The 2,633-nt window shown below is 70.3% G+C and carries 2 protein-coding genes; both read right to left on the reverse strand.

Annotated elements, in window-relative coordinates:
- On the reverse strand, positions 1-1,575 hold a 1,575-nt coding region (locus VJN29_RS14020), incomplete at its 3' end, for an MMPL family transporter (protein ID WP_324144248.1).
- Positions 1,576-1,606: 31 nt separating this feature from the next.
- Positions 1,607-2,272 (reverse strand): TetR/AcrR family transcriptional regulator, encoded by a 666-nt coding sequence (locus tag VJN29_RS14025; RefSeq protein ID WP_324144249.1) that lies wholly within the window; start codon positions 2,270-2,272, stop codon positions 1,607-1,609.
- Between the last annotated feature and the right edge of the window lie 361 nt (positions 2,273-2,633).

Here is a 2,633-nt window from a genome sequence, read left to right on the forward strand (position 1 = left end):
CTGGTCAGAAACCGTCGAGAAGGCTTGGTACTGCGTCGATTCGACGGCCTCAGCAGATCCGTCCGGTAGACCCAGCCTCAGGTCGAGGGCGGGCAGCGCGATGGCAACGAGGGCACCGATACCGAGCACGATGCTGCCCACCGCGCGCCGGGTTGACATCGGGCGCAGCCGGGACGCGGAGGCAGCAGCGGCGGTCTCCCCGGATGACGGAGCGTCCTCGTTGGCTGGGCCGGTCTTGGCGGCTCGGCCGGTCTCGGCGAGGCGGACGCGCTCGCGACGGCTGAGGATCCGCTCGCCGATGAGGCCGAGGAGCGCGGGCGTCAGCGTGATGGCGATGAGCACGGCGATGGCGATGGACAGTGCGCCGACCGTTCCCATGAGGCCGAGGAAGGGGATGCCCGTCACGTTGAGCGCGAGGAGCGCGATCAGCACCGTCGCGCCCGCGAACACGACGGCGTTGCCCGACGTGCCATTGGCCAGGCCGATCGACTCGTCGAGCTGATAGCCCTCCTTCAGCTGGCGGCGGTGCCGGTTGATGATGAACAGGGAGTAGTCGATGCCGACGGCGAGACCGAGCATGAGACCAAGGACCGGGGTCACGGAGGTCATCTCGATCGCGCTCGACAGTGACATCGTGAACAGGGCCCCGATGGCGACCCCGATGAGCGCCGTGAGGATCGGTAGTCCGGCGCCGATGAGCGTGCCGAGCATGATGACGAGGACCACAGCGGCGACGAGGATGCCGATGACCTCGCCGACGCCGAGGATCTTCGGGATGCCGCTCGCGAGCTCGGCCGAGTAGGAGACGTCCACTCCCTCGACGGGCTGCCCGAAGGCCGCGATGACGGCATCCTTCTGCTCCTGGGTGACGTCCATCTGCGGCTCGTCGAAGAGAACCGTGACGATCGCCGTGGTGCCGTCCTGCGACACCATGCCGATCCCCTCGGAGAGCTCGAGCAGCCGGGCGCCCTGGTCGATCTGCTCGCTCCCGGCCGCGAGCTGCGCGCCCTGGTCCTCGAGAGCCTGGCGGCCGGCGTCGAGGTTCGCCTGCTGCGCGTCGAGCACCTCCGCCAGCTGGTCCAGGGTGCCGTCCGCCGCGGCCTCGTCGCGAGCTGCGTCCAGCTGGGCCTGCCCGTCCTCGAGCTGCGCCCGGCCTGCGGCGAGCTGCCTCCTGCCGTCCTCGATCCGCGCCCGCCCCTTGTCGAGCTCCTGCTGTTGCGCGACGCGGTCCTGCTCGGTCTGGAAGGGGTCGACGACGGTGGCGACGCCGTCCACCTGCGTCGCCTCGGCGGCGCGCTCACTGATCGCCCTCCGCTGCGCCTCGGTCAGTTGCGAGCCATCGCTGGTCTCGAGGACGATCGACCCGTTCCCGCCGGAGGCCCGTGGGAGCACGTGCTCGAGCCGCTCGGTCACCTGGGCGGTCCGCGTCCCCGGGATGGACACCGTGCTGGTCAGCGCGCCTGCGCCGACCGCGAAGGCGATGCCGGCGGCGAGGAGGACCGCGAACCATGCCGCGATCACCCGCGGTGCTCGGCGGGACGCAGCCTGGCCGAGTCGGAACAGGAATTCAGCCATGAGGAGTCTTTCGGCAGGAGGAGCGGAGGAGTCAGGAGGTCGGTGCGCCAAGCGGAGCCGTCAACGCATAGCCGTCTCGGGTTCGCTGGATCAGGTGGTCGAGCAGGTCGTCCCAGACGGCCCTGGATGCAGCATCCGCGGAGCCGCCCGTGGCGGCGAGCCAGTGGGTGTGCAGGACGACGAGCCCACCGATGAGCGAGCTGACGAGCAGGCGGGTCGTGAGCTCTTCCGCCTCGGGATGGCGGCGGAGCATCTCGGCCGAGAGTCGCTCGCTGACCTCGGTGAAGGCGCGTAGGAGGACGACGGCCTGGCGCTGCGACGGCTCGTCGTCGGGTGTGCGCAGGACCCGCGTCAGGTACGCGATCGGGGTGACGAGGTCGGTCGAGCGCAGCGCCCCGGCCACCTCGTCGAAGACGCCATCGTGGGACGTGCCTGCCGGTGCGGAGCCCTGCGACTCGAACGTCTCGACGACGTCTCCGAGCACCTCGCTGCACACGGCGATGACGATGTCGTCGACCGACGCGAAGTGGTTGAAGACGGTCCGCCGCGACACCTTCGCCCGCTTGGCCAGCTCGTCGACCGTGAACCCGTCGGCGCCCTTGGCGTCGAGCAGCGCACCCGCGGCATCGATGATGGCCCGGTGGTGGCGCTCCCGGATCTGGGCACGGCGGTCCACGGCGGGCTCGGAAGGTGGCACGCACCTAGGCTAGATCGACGCATGCACTGAGTGCAAAAACAACGTCGTCGACCGTGGAGTCGGGCGCCGACGCCCCGTCCCAGCGGTGCCACGACGATGCCGTATGCCGCTGAGCGCGCTCCCAGCCCAACGGTTCGGGGGGCGGCTGGCCGAGTGCAAGATTCGGCGGCACAAACTTCCCAAAAGGTGTTGACACGGTGTATGCGTCGAACATATGTTCGAGACATGGCAAGTCTGGCGGTGCTCGAGGGGCTGCGGACGCGGCTCTCCGAGGTGGAGGCGCGGCACGAGGCCGACGGCCGGGCCGCCGCCGAGGCGTTCTGGTCCTCGCTGGGCGCCGGGGCCGACGCCGCCGCTCCGG

Origin of the sequence: Intrasporangium sp. (assembly GCF_035280925.1) — a bacterium.
In the GTDB taxonomy this organism is placed as follows: domain Bacteria; phylum Actinomycetota; class Actinomycetes; order Actinomycetales; family Dermatophilaceae; genus Intrasporangium.